The 24,332-nt window shown below is 41.3% G+C and carries 21 protein-coding genes; 8 read left to right on the forward strand and 13 right to left on the reverse strand.

Translation table 11 applies throughout. The features are described 5' to 3' along the window. Positions 1-173: 173 nt before the first annotated feature. From G3T18_RS08200 to G3T18_RS08220, 5 genes are all read right to left on the reverse strand, one after another. Complete coding sequence (locus G3T18_RS08200; protein ID WP_224410060.1) at positions 174-1,115, reverse strand: substrate-binding domain-containing protein; 942 nt, start codon at positions 1,113-1,115, stop codon at positions 174-176. 118 nt (positions 1,116-1,233) lie between these two features. Then, positions 1,234-2,292 (reverse strand): PstS family phosphate ABC transporter substrate-binding protein, encoded by a 1,059-nt coding sequence (locus tag G3T18_RS08205; protein ID WP_224410061.1) that lies wholly within the window; start codon positions 2,290-2,292, stop codon positions 1,234-1,236. Positions 2,293-2,321: 29 nt separating this feature from the next. Further along, positions 2,322-3,731, reverse strand: coding sequence for an ABC transporter substrate-binding protein (locus G3T18_RS08210; protein WP_224410062.1), 1,410 nt, complete (start codon positions 3,729-3,731; stop codon positions 2,322-2,324). Positions 3,732-3,803: 72 nt separating this feature from the next. Next, positions 3,804-5,315: a serine/threonine-protein kinase gene (locus G3T18_RS08215; RefSeq protein WP_224410063.1), complete on the reverse strand. Its 1,512-nt coding sequence runs from the start codon at positions 5,313-5,315 to the stop codon at positions 3,804-3,806. A 76-nt stretch (positions 5,316-5,391) separates the two neighbouring features. Continuing rightward, the gene (locus tag G3T18_RS08220) at positions 5,392-6,417 is read right to left on the reverse strand and encodes a LysR family transcriptional regulator (protein ID WP_224410064.1); all 1,026 of its coding nucleotides are present in this window, start codon (positions 6,415-6,417) and stop codon (positions 5,392-5,394) included. A gap of 407 nt (positions 6,418-6,824) precedes the next feature. Between G3T18_RS08220 and G3T18_RS08225 the strand changes: the two genes are divergently transcribed. The 7 genes from G3T18_RS08225 (at position 6,825) to G3T18_RS08255 (ending at position 17,652) form a co-directional block, all read left to right on the forward strand. Beyond that, positions 6,825-7,541 carry an NnrU family protein gene (locus G3T18_RS08225; RefSeq protein ID WP_224410065.1) on the forward strand — a complete coding sequence of 239 codons (717 nt, stop codon included), beginning with the start codon at positions 6,825-6,827 and terminating at the stop codon, positions 7,539-7,541. Between the two features lie 339 nt (positions 7,542-7,880). Beyond that, positions 7,881-8,222 carry a thioredoxin family protein gene (locus tag G3T18_RS08230; protein WP_224410066.1) on the forward strand — a complete coding sequence of 114 codons (342 nt, stop codon included), beginning with the start codon at positions 7,881-7,883 and terminating at the stop codon, positions 8,220-8,222. A gap of 350 nt (positions 8,223-8,572) precedes the next feature. Continuing rightward, on the forward strand, positions 8,573-10,654 hold the full coding sequence (locus G3T18_RS08235; RefSeq protein ID WP_224410067.1) for an NAD(P)H-quinone oxidoreductase subunit 5: 2,082 nt from the start codon (positions 8,573-8,575) through the stop codon (positions 10,652-10,654). A 228-nt stretch (positions 10,655-10,882) separates the two neighbouring features. Then, a complete protein-coding gene (locus tag G3T18_RS08240; protein WP_224410068.1) occupies positions 10,883-12,493 on the forward strand; it encodes an NAD(P)H-quinone oxidoreductase subunit 4 in 1,611 nt (536 codons plus the stop codon). Positions 12,494-12,592: 99 nt separating this feature from the next. Beyond that, complete coding sequence (locus G3T18_RS08245; RefSeq protein WP_224410069.1) at positions 12,593-14,650, forward strand: ATP-binding protein; 2,058 nt, start codon at positions 12,593-12,595, stop codon at positions 14,648-14,650. 34 nt (positions 14,651-14,684) lie between these two features. Beyond that, on the forward strand, positions 14,685-16,436 hold the full coding sequence (locus G3T18_RS08250; protein ID WP_224410070.1) for an EAL domain-containing response regulator: 1,752 nt from the start codon (positions 14,685-14,687) through the stop codon (positions 16,434-16,436). A gap of 136 nt (positions 16,437-16,572) precedes the next feature. Beyond that, positions 16,573-17,652, forward strand: a complete 1,080-nt coding sequence (locus tag G3T18_RS08255) for a DUF3616 domain-containing protein (protein ID WP_224410071.1) — start codon at positions 16,573-16,575, stop codon at positions 17,650-17,652. Between the two features lies 1 nt (position 17,653). Here the strand turns inward: G3T18_RS08255 and G3T18_RS08260 are convergent, their stop codons facing one another. The 3 genes from G3T18_RS08260 to G3T18_RS08270 form a co-directional block, all read right to left on the reverse strand. Then, on the reverse strand, positions 17,654-18,349 hold the full coding sequence (locus G3T18_RS08260) for a hypothetical protein (protein WP_224410072.1): 696 nt from the start codon (positions 18,347-18,349) through the stop codon (positions 17,654-17,656). Between the two features lie 227 nt (positions 18,350-18,576). Then, positions 18,577-18,726, reverse strand: a complete 150-nt coding sequence (locus G3T18_RS08265) for a Bax inhibitor-1 family protein (RefSeq protein ID WP_224410111.1) — start codon at positions 18,724-18,726, stop codon at positions 18,577-18,579. Positions 18,727-19,059: 333 nt separating this feature from the next. Beyond that, a complete protein-coding gene (locus G3T18_RS08270; RefSeq protein WP_224410073.1) occupies positions 19,060-19,701 on the reverse strand; it encodes a Bax inhibitor-1/YccA family protein in 642 nt (213 codons plus the stop codon). Between the two features lie 390 nt (positions 19,702-20,091). On the opposite strand from G3T18_RS08270, the gene G3T18_RS08275 reads away from it, so the two are divergent. Beyond that, the gene (locus tag G3T18_RS08275; protein ID WP_224410074.1) at positions 20,092-20,859 is read left to right on the forward strand and encodes an RNA polymerase sigma factor SigF; all 768 of its coding nucleotides are present in this window, start codon (positions 20,092-20,094) and stop codon (positions 20,857-20,859) included. A gap of 16 nt (positions 20,860-20,875) precedes the next feature. Here G3T18_RS08275 and G3T18_RS08280 read toward each other — a convergent pair whose 3' ends face one another. From G3T18_RS08280 to G3T18_RS08300, 5 genes are all read right to left on the reverse strand, one after another. Further along, complete coding sequence (locus G3T18_RS08280) at positions 20,876-21,256, reverse strand: hypothetical protein (RefSeq protein ID WP_224410075.1); 381 nt, start codon at positions 21,254-21,256, stop codon at positions 20,876-20,878. Positions 21,257-21,311: 55 nt separating this feature from the next. Beyond that, positions 21,312-22,088, reverse strand: a complete 777-nt coding sequence (locus tag G3T18_RS08285; RefSeq protein WP_224410076.1) for an energy-coupling factor ABC transporter ATP-binding protein — start codon at positions 22,086-22,088, stop codon at positions 21,312-21,314. A gap of 13 nt (positions 22,089-22,101) precedes the next feature. Continuing rightward, positions 22,102-22,872: a cobalt ECF transporter T component CbiQ gene (cbiQ, locus tag G3T18_RS08290; RefSeq protein WP_224410077.1), complete on the reverse strand. Its 771-nt coding sequence runs from the start codon at positions 22,870-22,872 to the stop codon at positions 22,102-22,104. Between the two features lie 182 nt (positions 22,873-23,054). Beyond that, the gene (gene cbiM, locus G3T18_RS08295) at positions 23,055-23,696 is read right to left on the reverse strand and encodes a cobalt transporter CbiM (protein ID WP_224410078.1); all 642 of its coding nucleotides are present in this window, start codon (positions 23,694-23,696) and stop codon (positions 23,055-23,057) included. Positions 23,697-23,816: 120 nt separating this feature from the next. Then, positions 23,817-24,293, reverse strand: coding sequence for a carboxypeptidase-like regulatory domain-containing protein (locus tag G3T18_RS08300; RefSeq protein ID WP_224410079.1), 477 nt, complete (start codon positions 24,291-24,293; stop codon positions 23,817-23,819). Positions 24,294-24,332: the final 39 nt, after the last annotated feature.

Consider the following 24,332-nt stretch of genomic DNA (forward strand, 5'->3'; position numbering starts at 1 on the left):
CCTAAAGGACGGGGCTTGAAACCCAAGATTTTCGGTCAAAGCAGATGGGGTTAGACACTAAGCAGTGAATAGTTATCAGTTATCAGTAGAGAGAGATTGGAGACAAGAACCAATTAGCAAATAAACTGTTTATTGTTCGGGTGATAACTGGTCACTGCTAATCCCCAATTCCCTTAATTCGCAGAAGCGATCGCTTGTTGTCCTGGCTGGGAATTTGCAAAACCTAAAAATGCTTGTACTTGGGGAGATGCGGGTTGCTGGTAAACATAGGCTAGGTTGCGTTGATAAGGATAGTTAACAGCTTGGGGTGTTATACCATCAACTGGTACTACTTGTACTGTACTTTGATTCGCAGCTTGGGCGTAAGTTGCATAACCGATTCCGTTTTCGCCTAATGCTTGAAATAAAGGTGTCGTCGCATCTCGGTCTAAAGTGGTAAAGTTAGCACCATTACCAAAGTTACCACCATTTAGCACTAATTCTTGAAAAGCTTGGCGAGTGCCACTAACTGGAGGACGATTAATTACTTGAATGGTTCCGGAAGCAGTTCTACCTACTGCTGACCAATCGGTAATTTGTCCTTGAAAAATTTTAACAACTTGTTCTTGAGTTAAACCACCTCGGAGAGGATTAGCAATTCCCACAACGATCGCGATCGCGTCTTGGGCTACGGGAACTGCTGTTAAACCTGTATTTTTTTCTTGAGGTGTTAAAGGACGTGAAATAGCTGCTAAATCGGCACTTCTTGACTGTACAGCTTCGATACCTTTTTCTGTTCCACCTGCTAAGGTAACAATTCTCGTATTAGGAAATTGTTGCTCGAAACTATTTTTTAGTGCCTGATTAATTTGTACCATACTTGTTGAACCTTCGATGCGAATTGTGGTTCCTGCTGGTACGTTATTCGGTGGAGTAAATTCGTTTGTGGGTGCGTCGGGAGAACTATTCGTAGTTACTGGTTGATTGTTTGCTGGATCGAGATTTTCGTTATTGTTTCCGCCAATTAATCCTTGTATTCCTCCAGATTTAGTAAACCACCAATAGCCGCCGCCAAGTAAGGCTAAGGTGATAATTAAAGCTAAAATTAAGGGTATGGTTTCGTTTTTTTGGGACATGGTGATTTATTTGTAACCACTGATAAACGCAGATAAATGCAGATTTATTTATCTGAAAATTTTCGGCGATATTTTTGATTAATGTAAGTTAAAAGTGAGAATTTTAACTAATGTTTATTTAGCGAATTCTGACGAATCCGGCTTCCTCGATTAGCTGTTGACCTTGATTGCTTAGTAATAAGTTAGCATAGGTAATGCCAGCTTGTTCGTCAACGCTACCATCTTGTTTAACAATGACAAATAGTCTTCTAGTAATGGGATATTCTCCATTTTGAAAAGCTGCTGAATTTAACTGATTTCGTCTGTTAGGGCATTCATCAAGAGGTACGAATGGTTTTTGGTAGGGAGCCACAAATTCGTCGCTTCTACGTCCAATTGGGAGGGTTTTGATAGTACATTGAGGAACGACTTCGGGTGCGGAAGCAAAATAAATTCCGCCCGGATTTTCCGCAACTTTTCTTAAAGCTTCTGTGGTTGTAGAAACAAGTTCAATATTAGCAGCAAATTCTGCGCCATTTAAGACATTTTCGACAAAAAATTCGCTCGTGCCTCCTGCTTCTACAGGTCGAGAATAAGCAATAATCGGAATACTGTTACCACCAATTTGATTCCAATTAGTAATTTTGCCTGTATAAATATCTTGAAGCTGAGAAATAGTGATTCCGGGAATTGTTAAATCGGGATGAGTAGCGATCGCAATTCCATCGATGGCTACGGGAATTTCTTTCAAGCTAAAACTGCGTGTTTGCGCTTTTTCATATTCTTCCTCTTTTAGCGATCGCGAAGATTGAGAAAATGCTAGTTGATTATTTAATAACATTTTAATCCCCGTACCAGAACCGGGCGCACCACTGGTAGGATCGGTATAGCGTAAGTCAAACTTAGGCCAAACAGTTTGGATTGCTGGATCTACTTCTTTACGAATTGTTGCCCAGGTTGTACTACCACCATAGCTAAATAAGCCGGAAGGTACATTTTCTACTTCGGCAAAGGTATCTACACTTGCTGTTGTTGCTGCTTCAATCTGAGAGTTATTGGCGGTTTGGTTATTATCTTGAGAATTATCCTGACTCAGATTAAATCCACCTCGATTAAACAGCCAAAAACCACCACCTAATAAAGCTACTGTAATCGCTAAAGTTAAAATTAAGGTTAAGGTTTCGTTTTTTTGTGACATAGAAGCTGCAAATATCTCCTGCTTCTACTTTAAGGTATTGGCACGAATTCATAGCCAAAAGAAGTGCGCGATCCTGGTTGAATAGTTACTAATTGTACAGCTTGGTTGCGATCGCCAGAACTCAAAAAGCGAATTTTGCCTGATGCACCGTTGGCTTCAAAGTTACCAGAAGAAAGGGTTTGTTGTAAGCCACTACGACTGGGATTAGGTTGTAAACCAGCGATTAAGGCTTGGCTAGCATCATAAGCTAAAGCGGTACGCCAGTTAACTTCTCCTCCCCATAATTTTCCCGCCGTTTGGGGAAATTCAGCATCGGGATCGGCAAGAATATGCCAAGGTACTGCTAAAATCATCCCAACGGCGTCAGAGCGACCAATTTGTAAGGTTTTAACTTTGTAAGCACTATCTCCAGCTAATAATGGTAAGCGTTTATCGTTAACTTGGACTACTTGTAAAGCTTGGTCGAGAGTAGCAGAATTCGGTGCTAACATTAAAACTTCTGCGTTTTTGGCGATCGCGTCGTTCACCGCATTGGCAGAATTAAAGTTATTATCGGCAAAGTTATATTCAGCAACTACCTCTCCACCGTCACCAAATAAGGCGGTTGTATATTCATTTTTGAGAGATTTACTGTAACTACTCTCTGAGTTGAAAAAGACGGCTGCTTTTTGTAAGTTTAATTCGTTGACTGTATAGCGAGAAAGGGCGCTACCTGCAAAGCGATCGCTAGGAACTGTCCGAAAGATATAATTGCCTAGAGTAGAAAGTTCTACTGATGTGGATGTCGGCGAAATCATTACCAATTTATTTGCTTGATAAATTTCGGCTGCGGCTAAACTAACTGCGCTGCCAAAATGACCGATAACTCCTAAAATATCAGAGCGATCGATAAATTCTTCAGCTAATTGTTTGGCAATTTCAGGATTATTATCATCGTTAGCAATTAAAATTTTTAGAGGAATACCATTAATTCCTCCTACTTGATTGATTTCTTGTTGCGCTTGGGCTACTCCCCGCAGCATTTCTTGGGCGGCATCAATTTCTTCACCGATAGGCATTGAAGCAACAATTGTGTATGATTTATTTTTCCCAATCCGAGCATTATTCAGATAAATTAGGGCTTCTGGATCGTTGGGTTTTTCTTTGAGAGATGCTTGTAAATTCTTAATTGCTTCAGGATAGTTATCTTTAGCGATCGCTGCTGTCGCATTCACTTTTTCCTGAGTACCATCCCCAGGAATTAAAACTTTTTCGCCCTCACTAATTCTTGCTGACAAACTTTTTTTCGATTCAGATAGATTTATTGTTTCTCTTGCATTATTCTCTGAAGTTGAGTTAATAAATCTACCATTAGTAAACCACCAAATCCCCCCCGCAACTAAACCCAAAGTAATCAATAGGGAGATTAACAAAAGTTTTGTTTCATTTTGCTGATTCATTTTTAGTTATTTAATAACCACCTAAATTTATTAGTTAGCAAGTCCCTGCATTTACTAGTTATCAGTTACCAGTTAAATCATTGCCGATAGTAATTTATAAATTAAACGGAAAAGGGCTGTAACTGCAACTGTTGCTGCTGCGGTAAAAATTCCTGCTATCAGCACAAATTGAATCCCAAAACCGCCTCGCAGGCCGGGAATTAACATCAATGCTAAAGTAATAATGGCAATAATTGGTAAATCTTTTCCTTCAATTATGCGGCGATATTGCACAAAAATTAATCCGCCGACAATTGCACCTAATAATCCGATACTAATTCCTGGAGAAGGTAATAAACTTCCTAAAGCAAAAAATAATAACCCCGCTTCAAATCCTGTAAAAGCGGCGCTAAGAAGGATGTCTAGTAAAGAAAATCGTCGTCGTGCAGGTGTGCCACTAGGTTGCTGCTGAATTCTTCCTTGTTGCTGAGACGGAGGTACTGGGGAAGATGCTTGTGAGGGGTTGACAGATTGAGGAGTTTGTGGTAAGTTGCCTGATTGAACGGTAGCTGCTTGGGGAGAGGGATTAACTACGGCTGTTGATTGGGCAGGATTAGGTGAAGGTTGTGGTGGTAGTGGAGTGGGAGTTATCGAGTGATTTTGGAGAGCATCAATAACTTCTTGGGCGGAGGAGTAGCGATCGCTGGGATTATGTTGTAACATCCGATCGAAAATCTCAGCAAGAGAGTCACTAACGCCCGGAGCCTGCGATCGCCAATTCCAGCGATCGTCATGGTAAAGTTCTTCAAAATCCTTCCCCGTCAGTAAATTTACGCAAGTAGCCGCCAGTGCATACAAATCCGTCGAAGGATAGACGCGAGAGCCAATCATTTGTTCTGGCGGAGCAAAACCCATCGAAAAAATGCCCGTAGAGCGTGAAGGTGGGGGAGTACCTGCACCTGCGGTAACTTGCTTCACAGCCCCAAAATCGAGGAGATACAAACGCCCGGAGCGATCGCGCATAATATTAGACGGTTTAATATCTCGATGGATCGAATTATGTTCGTGGACAAACTGAAGTACATTAAGAATCGACTCTAACACCTCACGAACTTCAGCTTCGCTCAACTGTCCTTTTGCTTGTAATTCTTTTTCTAAATCTTGTCCATCGATAAATTGCTGTACCAAATAGAAAAATTGGTTTTCCGAGTTAGCTGCACCATTACCCACAATCAAAGGGAAAAAAGCGTACAGATCGGGAATTTGAGGATGTTCGCTTCCCAACCTTTCTAAAACCTCAGCTTCGCGAGAAAACAAATTTTGGGCAATTTCCAACTGACGAGAACTTAAATTTCCTGCTGGCTGAAACTGCTTCACCACACAAAAGCGCATCGTCGGAGTATAGCGATCGCGTGCTAGAAATGCTGCACCAAAGCCACCTCTACCCAACAAACGAGAAGGAAGATAGCGCCCTGCCAAAATTAAAGGCATTCCACAACTAGTGCAATATTTCTGCTGTGCTGTTTTCAGCTTCGACTCATCGTCAAGATCGCTAAAGTTATTTAGAGGTTTCGAACAGCCAGGACGGGTGCAAATAATTTCCATAATTGTTGCAAACAAGGCTCACTCACCAGTCTGCCATAATTTTCTGTTTGCACTATAACAGGTGACTTACTCCCAGCTAAGTCAACTCTTGCTCTTGATTAGCTTGTTCTTGATTGGGAGTAGTAGCTTTAACTTTAGAAGGCGATCGCGACGCATTCAACTCGATCCCGGTATACCATCCCTGAGTAGCAAACTTCGGCAAAATTTCCTGGCTAAAAGCTTCTGCGGCTTTAGAGCGGTAACGACTAGGATTAATAATCACGTGCAAAATACGTTTAATTACCAGATCGTCAAATTGAGCGCGGTGCAAAATTCCCATCTGCAACTCTTTTTCGATCGCCGAAATCGAGACAAAAGCTGCTCCCAGTCCTGATTGGACAGCATTTTTAATCGCCTCAATCGAGTTTAACTCCATCTCAATTTTCAACCGCTTCGGATCGATATCCCAGCGACTCAACACCCCATCAATTACTTTGCGGATTGTCGATTGAGAATCCAGAGCAATAAACTGCAATTTATAAAGGTCTTCTTTTTGAATTTTGTCAACCTGAGCAAACTGATGAGTCACAGGCAAAATTAGCGCCAACTCATCTTCAGCATAAGGAATAACATCTAAAACATCTTGCAATTCTGGGGGTACTTCCCCACCAATAATCGCCAAATCCACTTGTCCATTTGCCACACTCCAAGAAGTGCGCCTTGTCGAATGAACTTGTAGTTGTACCGACACATCAGGATACAATTGGCGAAACAAACCGATCATCCGAGGCAAAAAATAAGTTCCGGTAGTTTGGGATGCGCCGACGATCAGCGTACCGCCTTGAAGATTTTGCAAATCCTCCAAAGCTCGGCAGGTTTCCTGACAAAGAGTGATAACTTTTTCCCCATAATTGAGGAGTAAGTGACCTGCTTCAGTTAGCTGCGCCCTGCGTCCTCCTCGATCGAATAAAGGTACATTAAGTTGTCTTTCCAAGTTTTGTACTTGCAGGCTAACTGCTGGTTGGGATACATAAAGGCTATCAGCAGCACGTTTAAAACTCCCCTCAGCAGCGATCGCTTTGAGTATCCGGAGTTGATCGAGAGTAAAAGGGATATCAGACATAAGGCTAAGGAGAGAAAGTTTAATTATCCGGGGTTATGGTCGGTTCCGACAGTCTGCCCGGACTTTGAGCTGCCCGGTGTCTTAATCTCAATCTCATTGCTATTGGAACCACAATTTACGAAACTAATTTTTGCTTACAGTTACTAATTGATGTAAGACAAAGCATTTTTTCTTGAGATGTTATCTATAATACCGACAAATATCTCCCTTAACGATCTGAACTTACAAATATTATGGGATGAGGGAGTAAAAAAGAAAGTCTCCGCTCAAAATAGACAGTAACACAACAGGGGAGCGACTACCTACTCAATCATCAAAATCCTTTGAGGATGAGGATTTGTCAATGTTACCATTGAGCAGTGTTCGTACTGAAATTAACTGCCAAAACTGGATTGTTTCCTAAACTTATGATCTTCAAAGACTGGTTGACACTTAGTCACTGGATAATGTTGGGTTTGCTGTTAGGGTTTGCGATCGCCCATAGCGGTTTGGCTGCACTACGCCCTTGGGGAGAAGCCAAAATTGGCGCCAGACTCTACCGCCTGCTCTTTGCTAGTGTTAGTATTCCCCTCGCCACAATTTTAATTATTTATTTCTTTAATCACCGTTACGATGGTCTCCAACTTTGGCAACTACGACACATTCGAGGGGTATTTACCACAGTTTGGGTTTTAAGTGCGATTTCCTTTATTTTTCTTTACCCAGCTACTTTTAACCTCCTAGAAATTGCGGCAATTCAGAAACCAGAAGTTCACCTCTACGAAACCGGGATTATGCGCATTACCAGACATCCCCAAATGGTCGGACAAATAATTTGGTGTATTGCTCATAGCCTATGGCTTGGCACAAGTTTCACTTTATTGACTTCAGTAGGATTAGTTGCCCATCATTTGTTTGCCATTTGGCACGGCGATCGCCGTTTAGAAGCACGCTACGGAGAAGCTTTTCTAACTGCCAAAGCTCGCACTTCTGTGATTCCTTTCCAAGCCATTCTTGATGGTCGTCAAACTCTTAAATGGCAAGAGTTTCTCCGTCCTGCTTATCTGGGAGTCCTAGCTTTTGTTTTGCTCCTTTGGTGGGGTCATCCCTGGTTGATGACTGTCACCGCTAAAGTTCCTTGGTGATTGGGGATTGGTGATTGGGGATTGGTGACTGGGGATTGGTGACTGGGGATTGGGAAGAGGGGAAAGAGGGGGAGGACAAGGAAGACTTGGGAGATAAACTATTAACTGATAACTGTTCACTGATAACTGTTCTCTGATAACTGTTCACTGTTAACTGTTCACTGTTAACTGTTCACTGATAACTGTTCACTGATAACTGAACCTAGTCCCCAATAAAACACATACTTTTGTTATTTTGTCAAGAACAAAATTATTGAGATCCCCATTATCACTCGATCCCAAATAGATGTAGCATGATCCAAAGTGCATATAACAAAAGTTAGATAACAAAACGGAATTATGCTGGTTTCTGTAAGCGAGCGGAACTTTTCCAAAGAGGTTTTAGAATCGAACCAGCCAGTGCTGGTTCACTTTTGGACACCTTGGTGTGGTTTATGTAAAAGAATTAACCCTTTATTGCATCAATTTCAGTTGGAATGGGAAGGACAAGTTAAAGTAGTGGGGATCAATCCCGACGAAAACTTAAAACTAGCTTCTCAATATCGTCTCACCAGTTTACCAACATTGCTAATGTTCGATCGCGGAGCAGTAGTAGATCGTATTGAAGGCTTTCAGGGACGGGAGGAACTCAAACGGAACTTAGATAAACTAATGGTTAGTTTGCTACCAAGTTCTGCTTGAAGAGGAAGGTGTCAAAGCAACTGGTGAAAAAGAAAGCGAACAATAGAGCGATCGCTATTAACCTCACTTAAAAAATTTTTAGTACAACCACTAAAAAACCCACTAGCAAAAATCAGCCAGTGGGTTTTTCAGATTTTTGCAGGCTAATTTCTTTTCTTAAGAGGGATTTTTTCAGTATCAAGCTTAGTTTTCATGGGAACTAACATTCAGACATTAGACAACTTCAAAAAACTTCACCAGGGAAACGATCCCAGCAAAAATAGGTACAAACACTTCCCGATCTCACCGTATGTGTCACAATTGTTAACGGTACTAGCCAAAAAGTGAAGAAATATAAAGTAGGCATTTAGATGGAACCGCTGTATCAGTACGCATGGCTAATTCCCGTCCTACCGCTAGCAGCAGCAATGCTAGTTGGGTTAGGACTAATTTCCTTAAACAAAGCAACTAACAGTTTGCGTAAATTGAACGCCGCATTCATTATTTCTATTTTAGGAATAGCAATGGGGCTTTCCTTTGCGCTGCTGTGGAGTCAAATTCACGGACACGAAGTTTATACGCGCACCCTAGAATGGGCAGCAGCAGGAGATTTTCACCTCAAGATGGGCTATACCATCGACCACCTCAGTTCCCTGATGCTGGTCATTGTCAGCACCGTAGCCTTTTTGGTAATGATTTATACCGATGGCTACATGGCGCACGATCCAGGTTACGTGCGCTTCTACGCTTACCTCAGCTTATTTAGCTCATCAATGCTGGGCTTAGTAGTAAGTTATAACCTGGTACAAATTTACATCTTTTGGGAACTGGTAGGAATGTGTTCCTACCTCCTGATCGGTTTTTGGTACGATCGCCCAGCCGCAGCCGATGCTTGTCAAAAAGCCTTCGTCACTAACCGCGTCGGCGACTTTGGCTTGCTCTTAGGGATGCTGGGTTTATACTGGGCAACCAATAGTTTTGAATTCGATGTCATCGGGACTCGCCTCGAAGAGTTAGTTAACTCTGGCTTATTGAGTGCGGGTTTAGCTTGTTTATTCGCAATTCTCGTCTTTATGGGACCAGTAGCCAAATCTGCTCAATTTCCCTTACAGGTTTGGCTTCCCGACGCAATGGAAGGTCCGACACCAATTTCCGCCTTGATTCATGCGGCAACAATGGTCGCAGCCGGAGTATTTTTAATCGCCCGGATGTATCCGGTATTTGAACATATTCCCGTAGCGATGAGCACGATCGCTTGGACAGGTGCTTTTACTGCCTTTTTGGGAGCAACGATCGCGATTACCCAAAATGACATTAAAAAAGGTTTAGCATATTCGACCATTTCCCAACTCGGTTATATGGTCATGGCAATGGGAGTCGGAGCATACACCGCCGGACTTTTCCACCTGATGACTCACGCTTATTTCAAAGCAATGCTGTTCCTATGTTCGGGTTCGGTAATTCATGGAATGGAAGAAGTAGTCGGTCACGACCCGGATTTAGCCCAGGATATGCGTTTAATGGGAGGCTTACAGAAATTTATGCCGATTACCTCCTTAACATTTTTAGTCGGTACCTTAGCAATTTCGGGTATTCCTCCCTTTGCAGGCTTTTGGTCAAAAGATGAAATCCTCGGTAATACTTTTGCAGTCAACCCTCTATTGTGGCTTATTGGCTGGATTACTGCCGGAATCACGGCTTTCTATATGTTCCGGATGTATTTCATGACCTTTACAGGTGATTTCCGAGGTAACGATAAATCCATTCGCACCAAGCTAAAAGCAGCCGCAGCAGAAGCCCAGACAGCTTCTCTACAACCTGCCTTTGGACCAGGTGCAATGAACCCCCAAGAACTCGAAGCAGACGATCGCGAGACTCATAACGGACATCATCATAGCGAGAAACCCCACGAATCGCCTTTAACAATGACTTTACCCTTAGTCATCTTGGCAGTACCTTCACTGGCGATTGGTTTATTAGGTAAACCGTGGGAAAACTTGTTTGAAGAATTTATTTATCCCCCAGGAGAAACTGCTTCGGAAGCATTAGCCGCAGCCAGTCATTTTGAGTGGACAGAGTTTGGGATTATGGCAGGTGCATCAGTAGGAATTTCCTTAATTGGAATTACCTTAGCATCGCTAATGTATTGGCAGCACAAAATCGACCCAGGCGCGATCGCTAAAAAAATTGAACCACTTTACCAGCTTTCGCTCAACAAGTGGTACTTTGACGACATTTATAACTCGGTGTTTGTTATCGGTTCCCGTCGTTTAGCGCGACAAATCCTCGAAATTGATTACCGTGTCGTCGATGGCGCAGTTAATTTAACTGGTTTAGCCACGTTAATTAGTGGCGAAGGATTGAAATACTTAGAAACTGGTCGCGCCCAATTTTATGCCTTAATTATTTTTGGCGCGGTTTTGGGTTTGGTAATCTTGTTTAGTGCAATCTAGGACTGGATTGGGGCTTGGGAGACAAGAGAGAGGGGGAGGACAAGGGAGAGGGGGAAGATAAACTGATAACTGTTCCCCGATAACTAAACCCAATCCAAGGGTCCCCAATCCAAGGGTCCCCAATCCCCAATCACCAATCCAAGGGTCCCCAATCACCAATCACCAATCCAAGGGTCCCCAATTCCTAATCACCAGTCCCCAATCCTTAATGACGAATAGCGGAGAAAAATGACAGAATTTCCCTGGCTAACAACAATTATTCTTTTTCCCATCGTGGCTTCACTGGCAATTCCGTTTTTTCCGATTGAGGAAGATAAAGCGGAACAACCAAAAACTGCGGTGAGAGTAAGATGGTACGCCCTCATTGTCGGGCTGATTGATTTTGTTTTGATTGTTTATGCTTTCTACACCAATTACGATTTAAGCAACCCAGATTTACAACTGGTAGAAAGTTATTCTTGGGTTCCTCAACTCGATTTAAATTGGTCTGTAGGTGCTGACGGCTTATCGATGCCGTTGATTATCCTGACTGGTTTTATTACGACGCTGGCAATTTTAGCAGCTTGGCCCGTAACTCTCAAACCAAGGCTGTTTTATTTCCTAATCTTGGCAATGTATGGCGGTCAAATTGCCGTTTTTGCCGTTCAGGATATGTTGTTATTTTTCCTGGTTTGGGAGTTAGAGTTAATTCCGGTTTATCTGCTGTTAGCGATTTGGGGCGGGAAAAGACGGCTGTATGCAGCGACGAAGTTTATTTTGTATACCGCCGGTGGTTCGTTGTTTATCCTCGTTGCGGCGCTAACGATGGCATTTTACGGGGATAGTGTTACCTTTGATATGCGATCGCTAGCCCTCAAGGATTATGCAATTAATTTTGAATTGTGGCTGTATGCGGCTTTTCTAATCGCTTATGCAGTGAAATTGCCCATTTTCCCCTTACATACTTGGCTACCCGATGCCCACGGTGAAGCTACTGCGCCAGTGCATATGTTACTAGCTGGTATTCTCCTAAAAATGGGCGGTTACGCCTTGTTACGCATGAATGCCGGAATGTTACCCGATGCTCATGCTTATTTTGCCCCAGTATTAGTAATTTTGGGGGTAGTGAATATTGTCTACGCTGCCTTCACCTCTTTTGCCCAGCGTAATTTGAAACGAAAAATTGCTTATTCTTCGATTTCTCACATGGGCTTTGTCTTAATCGGTATTGCTTCATTTACCGATTTAGGGATTAGCGGTGCAGTCTTGCAAATGGTATCCCACGGTTTGATTGGGGCGAGTTTATTCTTCCTCGTCGGCGCAACTTACGATCGCACTCACACGCTGATGTTAGATGAGATGGGCGGTGTGGGACAGAAGATGAAGAAGATTTTCGCCATGTGGACTACTTGTTCCCTCGCCTCGTTAGCTTTACCGGGAATGAGTGGATTTGTGGCAGAATTAATGGTCTTTGTGGGCTTTGCGACTAGCGATGCTTACAATGCGACATTTAAAGTAATTGTCATCTTCCTGGCAGCAGTAGGCGTAATTTTAACTCCGATTTATTTGTTATCCAATCTGCGGGAAATTTTCTACGGTAAGGAAAACAAAGAATTGGTGTCTCACGAAGTTCTCGTGGATGCCGAACCCAGAGAAGTATTTATCATCGCTTGTTTATTAGTGCCGATCGTCGGAATTGGCTTGTATCCCAAGATACTTACTGAAATTTACGATGCGACCACAATACAGCTAACTGCCAAACTGAGAAATTCTGTGCCTTCGCTAGTGGAAGAAATACCAGTCGCGGCAAAACAAATGCCCCAGGTAGCCTTGAAAGCACCAGCGATCGCCCAAAACTAAATTCTCTACTTAGGTAATAATCAAAGGGCAGCGCATTCTTACGCTGTCCTTTGATTATTAGAGAAAATAAACAAAGAACTTGCCGCTAGGGCGATGACCATGCCAAATATCAATCAGCTTTTGCGTGCGCCTGGCTTAGAGAGAGCAATGGAAAGAAACTTTCTCTGTGTTAGTGTCGAAACCTCTGTGGCTGAGGCGATTGCACTGAGGAATAACTTAAATACTTCACCCTATCTAGTGACAACTCTAGTAGTGGTTGAACAAAAGCAAGTATTGGGATTATTGAGCGAAAGGGAACTTTTGGCTTTACTCGTTTCCGGAAAAAGCTTGTCAACAAAAGTAGCTGAGGTCATGAACTCTTCTCTCATTACCCTGAAACTGTCTGATTCTCCAGATATTTTGACGGCTTTATCTCTCTTAAATCGCTATCAGCTTAACTGTTTGCCAGTAGTAGACGATCGCCAAGAAATTGAGGGTATTATTACTCACCAAAGTATCAATCAAGCAATCCTCGCTTGTAATAGCGATCGCCGACCAGGATTCTCCCCCCCACTAAACCCGCCCTCAACTGAGAGTCAAGAAAGGCAAAAACCTCGAAAATCTTTACCAGAGGCAATTACAACTAGCGATCGCCACTCACCAAATATCTACAATAAGCTTTTTGGCGCGATTTCTGCTCGTCTCAAAGCTACAGAAGAGTTAACCCACACTCAAGAACAACTCCAAGCATTTTTTAATGCTGTACCGGGATTTGTCTCTTGGGTTGGTTCTGATGGTCGCTATCTGAAAGTTAATCAGCATTTTGCTTCTACCTATAACCTTACTCCCGAAGATTTTTTAGGCAAAAAAGTGGGTTTGATTGAATCTAGTCCGGAACTGACTCACATTATGGATCAATTTTTAGCTAGTTCTACCTCGAAAATTACTTGCGAAGTTACTAGCAAAGTTAAGGGCGAGTTTCACAATTATTTAGTTGTAGCTCAAAAGTACCAAAACGGTAACGCTGCGGTGACAGTCGGCATTGATATCACCGAACGTAAACGCACTGAAGAACAATTACTTACTGCTACTTGCCGTCTTTCTGCTTTGATTGAAAACTTACAAGCTGGTGTAGTTGTCCTTGACGAGTTTGAACGAGTTGTTCTCATTAATCAAACTTTCTGCAATCTTTTCGCAATCCCTATTTTACCTGCGGCTTTAATTGGCGCAGATTTTACCGATTTTGCTGAGAAATATCAACATTGTTTTGCTCAACCAAGACAATTTAAGCAACGCTATCAAGCAATATTATCAGCGCGGAAAATCGTCACGGCTGAAGAACTTCAACTAGCTAACGCTAAGATCCTCGAACGAGATTACGTGCCGATTGCTGTAGAGGAAAATTATGTTGGTAATTTGTGGATGTATCGCGATATTACTCAGCGTAAGCAATCAGAAGCAGAACTGCGGAATTCCTTAGTCAAGCAACAAGAACTCGCTGCACTAAGATCTCGTTTCGTCACGATGACTTCTCACGAATTTCGCACTCCTTTGAGTACCATTCTTTCTTCTGCCGAACTCCTGGAACACTATCGTTATAAATGGACTGAGGAAAAGCAATTGCTTCATTTGCATCGGATTCAAAACTCAGTCAAACAAATGAGAGAATTGTTAGATGATATTTTAATTATTGGCAAAGCCGAAGCCGGGAAACTAGAATTTAACCCAGTCGCCATAGATTTAGTCTCCTTCTGCCGCGAATTAGTAGAAGATTTACAATTAAATGCTTTCAACAAGCAAGAAATTGCTTTTACTTATCAAGGAGAAAAAACTCTAATTTTTCTGGATGAAAAATTATTGCGCCAAATCTTGACTAATCTTCTTTCCAATGCAATTAAATACTCTTTTAACGGTAGTACGGTTAAGTTTTCCGTTCTCCAGAAACAGCAGGAAGTAATATTCCAAGTTCAAGATCTGGGAATTGGCATTCCGAGCGAAGATCGATTACATTTATTTGAACCTTTTCATCGAGGTAGCAATGTTGACGATCTCCCAGGTACGGGGTTAGGATTATCAATTGTTAAAAAATGCGTTGATTTTTGTCAAGGTACAATTAAAATAAAAAGTCAAGTAGGTCAAGGCACAGAATTTACAGTTATTTTGCCAATCGGTCATTAGTCGGAAAAATCAAAAAACAGCAAAAAATTGACAAATGACTAAAGTTTTGATTATCGAAGATGAGGAACTAGTAAGAGAAAACTTGCTCGAACTGCTCGATGCGGAAGGATTTGACGTAATTACGGCAGAAAATGGGCTCGTTGGTTCCCGATTAGCCCAAGAGCAAATTCCCGATCTAATTCTTTGCGATGTGATGATGCCGGAAATGGATGGTTATGCTGTGTTAGAGTGGCTACGTCAAAACCCAGAAACAGCAACTATACCTTTTATTTTTCTCACAGCAAAAGCTGCGAAAAGTGATTTTCGTCAGGGAATGGAACTGGGAGCAGATGATTATCTGACTAAACCTTTTACAAGAGCAGAATTACTAGGAGCAATTAATAGTCGTCTAAAAAAAAAGGCGCTAATTCAAGCACATCATCATCACCAAATTTCGCAATTAGAAGAAAAACTTAAATATGTTCTCGATCACGATCGTCTAACTGATTTACCAAATCGACTTTCTTTGCGAGAAAATTTTACCCGGATTGTCGGTAATATCTCTACTACTTCGCGCAATAATCATTTGTTAATAGTGATGTGTTTGGCTGTAGACCGATTTAGTCGCATTAATGAAACATTAGGTCATAGTTCCGGCGATTCGTTACAAAAAATTGCCGCACAACGTTTGCTTGATTGTGTTAATTCTGACGATTTAGTTGCTTATTTAAGTACCAATAGGTTTGCGATTCTGCTGACTAGCGATCGCTACGAGAGCAAGGAGTTTTATGCCAGTGAGTTCGCTCGCCAAATTCTCGACCGTTTCAGTAAATCTTGTACAATTAATAATCAAGAGGTTTTTGTTACTGCTAGTATTGGTATTTCTTTTTATCCGCAAAATAGTATCGAGCTAGAAAGTTTGTTGGGACAAGCTAATTTGGCGATGGATTATGCTGCTTCTCAAGGAGGCAATCAATTTCAATTTTATACCCCTGCTTTTAATATTCAAAGTAGCGATCGTTTAGTGTTAGAAACGGATCTTCGCTACGCTTTAGCAAGAGAAGAATTGATTGTTTATTATCAGCCGAGGCTGAGTTTGAAAACAGGTGAAATTGTTGGCGCTGAGGCATTAGTGCGCTGGTTACACCCGAAACGGGGTTTGATTTCTCCTAGTAAATTTATCCCGATTGCTGAAGAATCTGGGGAGATTTTTCCCATCGGAGAATGGGTTTGGCGTACTGCTTGTCGTCAAGTCGCTAGTTGGAATTTACTTAGAGCAGAACCTTGCCAAATAGCAGTTAATTTATCAGCACGTCAATTTGGACAAATAGATTTGCCAAATCACTTGGAAGATATTTTGCTTGAAACAGGGCTAAATCCGCGATATCTAGAGTTAGAATTAACTGAAAGTATTCTCGTGCAAAATCCTTTGCTTGCTAAACAAAAAATGGAAGCGATTAAATCCTTGGGAGTCCAGTTGGCTATCGATGATTTTGGTACTGGTTATGCTTCTTTAAGTTATTTACAACAGTTTCCTTTTGATATTTTGAAAATAGATCGCTGTTTTGTGCATAATCTTTCTGATGAAGCTAAAAATGCGGCAATTGCGATCGCGATCGTTCAAATGGCTCACAAGCTTAATTTTAAAGTGATTGCTGAAGGTGTCGAAACTCAAGCTGAGTTGGATTTTTTGCGCGAACATGATTGCGATGAAATTCAAGGATATTTTTTGAGTCACCCTTTATCAGCAGAGCGATTTTTTCAACTTTTCATTACTGAAAAAAGTAACAATTTTTACTTTGATTAAAATTTGACATTGGTTAAAATTAGCAATATAATTATAAAACAAATTGGGATTTTAAGCTAGAAGCTAAAGTTAGTTTTTTCTTAAGAAATAAGCTGGTAAACTTAACTAATATCTATTTTCTAGGAAAGAAAAAATTATGTCTGACTACTTTTTACTGACTCGAGTTCTCCTTCGGTTTGAGGAAAGAGCAGATGATGTCGTCGGAGATATATCTGCGGCTGCTTTTACACCGGATGGTAGTTTATGGATCGGCTCTGATGAAATGATTGGAGTTGAACGTCTTTCTCCTATTGAAACAAATATTTTTGCCCAGCACAAGCGATTTGCCATGGCAGATTTTATCGAACTATTTAATAATAAAGATGAAATCGATATCGAAGGAATGGATTATGCTGATGGTTATCTGTGGTTGACTGGTTCTCAAAGTACCAAACGCAAAAAAGCTAAAGGAAAGAAAGCAGAAAAAGACCTAAAACGATTAACACAAATTAAAACGGATTTAAATCGTTACTTATTGGCTCGAATTCCAGTTATCAATGGTGAATTAGTCAAGTCTTGCGCCTTAGCTGACGACGCTGAAGAAAAACTGACCGCAGCTTGTTTAGAAAAAAGAGAAAGTAGTAATATTTTGATTGAAGCGCTGAAAGAAGATCCCCACTTAGGTTTAATTATTTCCACAGGATTACCGAGCAAAGATAATGGCTTAGATATTGAAGGATTAGCGGTACGGGGAAATAAAGTTTTTCTGGGTTTGCGCGGTCCGGTTTTGCGCGGCTGGGCGATAATTTTAGAACTTGAAGTAGAAGAATCGGAACCGGGAATTTTAACTTTGAAAGAAATTGGTGAATCGGGACAAAAATACCAAAAACATTTTCTAGAATTGAATGGTTTAGGCGTGAGAGAATTATGTTTACATGGCGAAGATATGATTGTTTTAGCCGGACCAACAATGGATTTAGAAGGTGAAATGACAGTCTTTCGGGTAAAAAATCTCTTTGAGCGTTCTGGAGAGACAATTTCTTGGCAAGAATCAGGAGATATAGAAGTATTATTTGACTTACCGTTTACAATTGGTTCAGACCACGCCGAAGGATTAGCCTTGTATGCTTGTTTAGGAAAGGAAGATTGTTTATTTGTAGTTTACGATTCTCCTAACGAAAACAGAAAAGCAGGAGAAAAAGAAATTTATGCAGATGTTTTCCGCTTAAAGAAGTAAGTTAATAAATGCCAAACTTACGCAAAAATTTATCGATTTTGCGAGCAACACCGTCTTTCTTACCCATTTCAGTGCGAGGATCGATAGTGGTTTGAGTCTCACCTTGAAAAAGAATAAATCCACCCACAGAAACAGCGATCGCCAACAACAATAGCGAAACGGCGATCGCGATCGCCCTGACAAATTTTACCAGACGATATTGGAGACGTTCTCGACGCAGCCGATCCAGCGATCGCTGTTCTCGTCCCATCAACCACACTAAGTAAATACCACCACCCCAAAAGGGTAAAGAAAGGCGAACATCGACCGAATGCTTTCGCCAAATGCGGTTAGCAAATACCGCTTCAACGATCTCCAATTGTTCCTCAGAGAAAGTAGCAGCCGTGCGATCGTCGATTCGCGCAAAAAATCTCAGCACGAAAGCATCATGAGATCCCAACCGCCTCGCTTTTCCTTCAGCCCGAAGACGCGATCGAGAGCGAGTTTCTCTCCCCGCTAAAAATACCAAATAAAAGCGCAAAAACGGAATCGGTACAGAAAAGCGCAAATCCACTAGATGAGAACTCTTCAAAGGAGTTTCAAAAGCAATCTTAATCGCCTCAAGTTGCTCATCAGTGAAACTGTCCCTCATTTCCAAAGGAACATAAGCAAGAAACTGACTCAAAAAAGGGTCAGGCTGAGTTTGGTGTTTCTCCATAATCTTTCGCTTAATGACATTACCACTGGCAGAAAACTCACCCTCGATGACTGTGTTTTACTAGCTTTTTACCTGATACCTGCCTTGAATTTCCCAGTTACCTAACTGACATTTTCCACTATTTTGCACCACTGTAGCGAATCCCCAACCACAAAAAAAGATGCGCTGCCTCGAAGTAAATTGTAAGTTGGCTAACGCACCCTCAAACTAAATTTTTATCAATCTTCTTAATCGCGACCGTTGAGAGCAATCAACAGACGCAAAATAAAGATGAACAGATTGATATAAGTCAAATACATCGACAGGGCAGCAGGCAAATACTGCTCATCTTCTTGACTACTCCCCTCCCTCCGCGTTGCTAAAGGGAGGGGATTCACAAGTAGTTCTCTTTCCTCTTGCCGGCACAGTCAAGTTGCCTCTAGACGCTCAATATGTTGACATATAGCCGCATATATTGCGCTTACTTTTTTGAGTTTTATGCTTTCAAACATCCATCACTCAGCTAGTTTAGTACGCTCCTCGCTCTGAAGAAAGCTTGCAGTGGTTTAGTCATACTGCCGTTAGAGCCAATCTAACCGTTGTTTCTTACTTACCGGGATTTCGACCTACTAGAGCGAAGAATCACGTAGATTTTCGTTTTACTCGCGATCAACTATTGTACTAACTTTCTAGTTTCTTTTCAATCAAAGTCGCCGTAGAACAGCGAGGCTTTAAACCCATTTTTTTTGGTAAGTACGTGGCAGTATGTAAAAATCTACCACAGCCACACCTGCAAAGAGAAAAACACCCACCCCAGAAATCGCAATTTCTAGCCAACTCGGTGTATAAACACCAAAGAAGGTCAAAGCTAGCTGACCAACCAAAACAATCAGCAAAGCGATAACTCCCAGACGGACGGTTTGCGCCAGCGCGATACCATCCTCTTCCGAGAGATTTGAGCCAATTTGTCTGGCGGCGATAAAAGTTACACCGCAGCCAAGGGCAGCAATGCCAATTCCCTCAATACCAACACCAGGAGTTGCTAAGGCGACAAAGACAATGCCGCTAAGAGTGTAGCCAGAAAGTAAGCTATACAGTGCCAACAAAGGCAATGCAGTGCTGTTATTTCCTTCTTCAGCAATGCCACGGGCGATGAAAAACAGCACTAACTCAGCAATCAACGCGCCGATAAATGTCGGCATAAATAGACTTGGGTAGGAGTTCATCACTCCCAAACCGCCATAAGTTCCCAGGGCGGTTAAAATCAGCCCACCACCGAGAAAGGGAAGGGCGTTAGCAATGACGTTAGGACCAATCAGAGATTGACCCTTGGCTTTATTCATTGCTTCCCGGAAATTACTTGTGTTGCTCATAAATTTTTTTCAGGGATTGTATACCGAAATAATTTTCCAATATCACTATTGTTGCGCTGATGCAAGCTCGGCGCTAGTCCGGAAAACCGATAAAGGGGACTGGGGACTGGGGACTGGGGACTGGGAGACAAGGAGGACAGGGAGGACAAGGGAGACAAGGGAAGGGGGAGGATAAACTGATAACTGGTCACTGCTAACTGTTCACTGAACCCAGTCCCCTTTGCGTAATTCTGCGGACACTGCGCTAGTGCAGTCGGGGTATTTCCGTGAAACAACGATAGTAATTTGTTTTTTCGGTAAAGACAATAAAGTTAGGTTTTTTACTTGATTTGTTTTGAGATTCATTTTCTCCGATAAACCGATTTGCCCTACTTAATTACTTTGAGGCTCATGACTACTAAGTCTTTGTCTGCTCGCACAATGGAACTTTTGATTGCTTATTCTCGCAATCCTAGTGTTAAACTTCGCAATCAATTAGTAGAATTGAATACAGGTTTAGTGCGTAAAGTTGCCCACCAAGTTAACCATCAATGTGCTGAACCTTATGAAGATTTAGAGCAAGTGGGTTTTATTGGTTTGATTCGGGCAATCGAACGTTTCAACACTCGTTCTGGTTGTGCTTTTAGTTCTTTTGCGATGCCTTATATTCGCGGCGAAATGTTACATTATTTACGTGATAAGGGCAGTATAATGAGAATTCCTCGTCGCTGGCAAGAACTTCATACTAAAGGGAAAAATTTGCGTAAGGAGTTGACGATCGCTCTTGGTAGAATGCCCAAAGATACGGAAATTGCTAATGGTTTAGGCGTTTCTCTCCAAGAATGGCGCGAATGCAAGCTAGCTTTACAAAATCGCTTGCTCTTAAGTTTAGATGCTACGGTTGGTTCTTTACCTGATTCTACAGCGACTTTAGAAGATACTTTGGTCGATCCTCGCTATCACTTAATGCAAAATTGGCAAGAAGATCGCCAACAATTACATGGTGCAATTTCTCAACTTGAAGAAAAAACTCAGGCGGCGATCGAGTTTGTGTTTCTACGCGATTTACCTCGCAAGGAAGCTGCGAAACGAATTGGTATTAGTCCGATGACGGTAACTCGTTATCTCCATCGTGGTATCGATCAGTTATCTTCTTTGATGGAACCTCAAGTTGCTTGATATTTATCAGCAAAATTCAAGTTATATCGAAAGTTGGTTCAACAATATCTCCTAAGATTTCTCCGCTTCCCTTGGCTACCCCAAAGGAAGCTCGTTTTTGTTCAATATACTCTTCAAACAAATTAAACAATCTATCAAGAGCATCTCTTTCGTCTGATGAATAAATAAAGAGAATTTCTGCCCATGAGCGATTGATTTTGAGAGGAAAACATTCCTCCCTAATCCAATTTAAAAAAGTATCAAATTCTTGTTCTGCTTTGGTTTCCGGTAAGTTATACATATGTTTTGCTATTAGATAGCCATTATAAAAAGACTGGAAAGAAAATATTGAATACCTATTTAAATATAAAGGAGGTCTTTTTTTTACTTCTTCTAATAACTCAGAAAAGCTTTGCATGGTTGTTTTTTAGATATCTACATTTATGTATTTATTTTCCCCCAATCCCCAATCCCTAATCCCCAAAAAAAGGATGTGGTAGCAGAGAGTGGGGTTTTTCTAAACCGTGGGTTTCCATTAAGTCACGATCGCCCATAATCTCTTTTGGTTGACCATCAGCAATAATTTTACCTCGATCGAGGAGAACGACGCGATCGCAAACTTCTAAAATTAGTTCTAAGTCGTGGGAGGAGATGACAATCGTTTGGGAAGATTGTTGCAAAAACTCGATTAATCTCCGTCTCGCACCCAAATCTAGGTTAGCGGAAGGCTCATCATACAAGATTATCTGCGGACGCATGGCTAAAACTGTGGCGATCGCTACCATACATTTTTCCCCACCGGAAAGTTGATGCGGTACGCGATCGCTTAATTTTAATACTCCGGTTGTCGATAATGCTTCCTCAACTCGCTTTTCTACTTCTGCGGGGGAAAGTCCCATATTTTCGGGACCAAATGCAACATCATCTCGTACACTGGGACAAAATAATTGATCGCTAGGATTTTGAAATACTAAACCGATTTCTGGACGAAATTCCCCTGTAACTACAGGTTTTTCAACTAAAATAATTTCGCCAGTATAAGGAGATAAAATACCGCAAACTAATAAAAATAACGTAGTTTTTCCCGCACCATTTCCCCCAATCAAGCCTACTTTTTCTCCTGGTAAAATCTCTAAACTCAATTCCTGGAGAATTTCTGGTTGTTGGGGATAAGCAAAGGATAACTTCTTAATCGAAATTGCTACTTCCGTTTCTCGTTCAAGATTAACTGGTTGCGTCAGTTTCTCCATTATTCCTCACTTTTTACCATAAAATTTCTCCGACAATCAAGCCCACAGCTACTAACAAAGTTAAGCAAAAAGCGATCGTACTCGTGCGATCTATTTCCGCCAAATTATGGTTGAGACGCTCTCGATCTAAGTTACCATAACCGCGTAGAATCATTGCTTGATAAACTCGCTGGGATTGTTCGTAACTGCGTACTAAAAGACTACCTGTTAAACCTGCTAAAATCCGCAAATTCCGTCGAGAAAATATCTCGCTACGAAAACCCCGCAAACGCATCGCTTGTTGCATCGTTGTCAAAGTATTGCCAAATTCTTCTAAATAACGGTAAGATAGCAATGTCATATCAACGATCGCACTCGGTAATCCTAGCGATCGCAGCGCTTTTATACTTGTTAAAAATGTCGCTGTCCCAAACAAAACTAAACTTACTGTTAAAATACAAATAAACCGAGTTACAATCAACAAAACCTGCAAGCAACCTTCTTGTTTGATTGCTAATTCACCAATTTGAAAAATTACTGTATCTCCGGTCACAAAAGGCAAAAATATTACTACTGCTGCAATAAACCAACCTGGATAGCGTAACCTACTCAATAAAAACCCCAATGGTAGTCTTGATAAAATAAACAGTGTCGCCGTTACCAAAACCATTCCTGGTAAGAAAATTAACTCTTGGACAAAAGCAAAAGCAAAAATTAAACTTAGCAATGCTACCAGTTTGGAACGCTGTTCCCAGCGATGAATTGGAGATCCTAAATGGGCGTATTTGTCAAGAGCCAATTTCATGAAATAGTCAATTAAATTTTTAGCAAATAGATTAGATCCTACCCAAAATATAAAGCTTATTTTGATTTATTTATGTCTATCTTTGGGAATAAATTTGATTTGTAAAATCTATTTTTCCGAGCCGCAGTTACTTATTTTTGAAAAAGGCAAAAACAAAATTGTCAAATTGCACAAGCCTAACTTTAGTTATTTGACAAAAGTTCTGGTTTAACTCGCTCCAAAAACGAAACTAACATTACTGTAAAAACGCCTTCAATAACTGCTTGAATTGCATAACCTCCTAGAGCAACGAAAATAGCTTTTTGTTCCGTTTCTGCATTAAGATCGGGTGTAATTGTCGTAATAGTCACAACTGTAAAAATAGCAGCCGAAGTCGCCAAAGCCCCTGCACCAGCGAAAAAAGCAAAAAGTTTAGTACGAAAATTAAAACGAGATTCCTGGCTTTTACCTAATCGAAAAAGATGATAAGCTAGTAACGCAGGAATGCCCATCATTGCAGCATTCACCCCTAAAGTAGATAAACCCCCATGTTGAAACATTACTGCTTGAAAAAATAAGCCAATTGTAATCGCTGGAAAAGCATAATAACCCAAAAGCACGCCCACAAGTCCGTTTAAAACTAAGTGAATGCTCGAAAAACCTAGGGGAATATGAATTAAAGAAGCAACAAAAAAAGCAGCAGTTAGCAAAGAAGCTTTAGGAATCTTTTCTTGAGGACTTTTGTCTTTGTTAATTTGTCGTAAAGAATACCAGGTTGCGCCGCCAGTAACGGCGTAACCAATAATCGAAACACTGGGAGGAAGAAAACCGTCAGGGATGTGCATTCTTATCTAAGATCTATGGAAATATCGATTCCTAATTGGCACGAGAGGATAATAGTAATTAAATAATCTTTTTCCAGTTTAATTAGTGTTATCAGTCGTTAAAATTAAACTTACTCAAGTTTAATTTCCAGCTTTTTTTCTGGCAAAAAATAGCGCTGTCCCGACAAATCCCCAAACACCAACAACTGCCATTACTGCTTTTTGGAGAGGTGTATAGTTAGCATTTGCGGTAGAAAATTGCTCCTCAGTTTCCTGAATTTGAGTTGACTCGCCTACGGGAATAGTAGTAATATCGCCATGACCAGATTGACGAACTTTTACTTCCCAATTGCCTACTTTTTCTTGGTCTGGTGCAAAAGTAAATTCGCCTTTGTCGTTAGTAGTTCCAGTTAGCCAAGGTGTAGCGGGATCGTCAGGGGCGTAAACTGTTACTTGAGCATTTGCCATTGGTTCGCCGCCATCATAAATGGCTTTGATTTGTAATGCTTCGGTTTGACGATATTCGATACTAGCACCGTGGGCTAGGGCTTTGGTTGACCAACTGAGGAAAGAAAAACACACAAGAGGAATTAGATATTTTAGCTGATAATTTTGCATAGTTATTTGTCTCTAGTGGTGTGGTTTTTATTGGTTATT

Origin of the sequence: Oscillatoria salina IIICB1 (assembly GCF_020144665.1) — a bacterium.
Classification (GTDB): Bacteria; Cyanobacteriota; Cyanobacteriia; order Cyanobacteriales; family SIO1D9; genus IIICB1.